This window comes from Bacillus sp. JJ1609 (assembly GCF_036967045.1).
In the GTDB taxonomy this organism is placed as follows: domain Bacteria; phylum Bacillota; class Bacilli; order Bacillales; family Cytobacillaceae; genus Mesobacillus.
The window spans coordinates 118,808-119,887 of sequence record NZ_JBALSS010000025.1 but is presented as its reverse complement, the minus strand read 5'-3'; the positions used below and the strand labels follow the sequence as shown (position 1 = coordinate 119,887).

Annotated in this window: 1 protein-coding gene; it reads left to right on the top strand. The window is 40.9% G+C overall.

All coding sequences use genetic code 11. The features are described 5' to 3' along the window. The first annotated feature begins 60 nt into the window (after window positions 1–60). On the top strand, window positions 61–942 hold the full coding sequence (locus V7654_RS18375; protein ID WP_335432194.1) for a LysR family transcriptional regulator: 882 nt from the start codon (window positions 61–63) through the stop codon (window positions 940–942). Window positions 943–1,080 lie beyond the last annotated feature (138 nt).

Genomic DNA, 1,080 nt, shown 5'->3' with positions numbered 1-1,080 from the left:
CAGGTTTTAAAAACAACATCGGGCTTTAACAGAGCCTTAAAATAATTGGAGGAAATAGGGATGGATACTCGTCAATTATCATATTTTGTACAGGTTGCGAAAGATAACAGCTTTACGGTAGCCGCAAGAAACCTTCATCTTTCTCAGCCTGCACTCAGTAAAATGATTAAAAAGCTTGAGGAGGACCTTGGCGTTCAGCTGTTTGACAGATCTGAACATAAAATGTCTTTAACGGATGCTGGAGAAAGACTGTTCGAAGAGGGACAAAGGATTCTTTCAGAAATGGATTCCATTACCGAATCCATTCAGGATACTAAAAATTTAAGGACCGGTAATGTAAGTGTAGGAATACCGCCTGTAATTGGCACTAGCTATTTTCCCCCTCTGATCGCGAACTTCCGAAATCATTATCCAGGCCTAAACCTTTCTATTATTGAAAATGGAGCGGTCACCGTATATGAAATGGTTGAAAAGGGATATGTCGACCTTGGACTCGTCATTTTGCCCGAACTTTCGGACCGGATTGAATATATCCCGGTAACTGAGGATAAGGCAGTGCTGATCGTACACAATGATCATCCGCTTGCAAACCGCGAAAAGGTGGTATTCGAGGACTTAAAAGATGAAACATTCGCATTGCTTAATGAAACCTTCCTGCTACATCACCATGTAGTCAAGGCATGCAGGGAGGCGGGTTTTGAACCGAATATCTACTTCAAAAGCTCACAGTGGGATTTTCTCACGGAGTTAGTCTGCCTTAATCAGGGAATTTCCATTATGCCCAGGCCAATTTTAGCCAGATTCAATAGTAAAAGCATCAAGCAGATCCCCATTGACCATCCAGAGATGACATGGCGGATTGCCATCATCCTAAAGAAAAATCGGTATGTCTCCTACGCCGCTAAGAAATTTATTGAATATGTAAAAGAAAATATCAAATAGCGACTCATGCTCCCTATTTAGATTAAAGTAATTCTTATATGTACCATCGAGAGAGTGCCTGGCATTAGTCCGAGCTCTCTCTTTTTTATTTCTTTGGCTGTGTTAATGGTCATTGTTGATTTTTTGCACCTGTTGATT

Bases quoted from the DNA above. Each gene is read 5' to 3' on its own strand.
- V7654_RS18375 (WP_335432194.1), top strand. From the start codon at position 61: ATGGATACTCGTCAATTATCATATTTTGTACAGGTTGCGAAAGATAAC.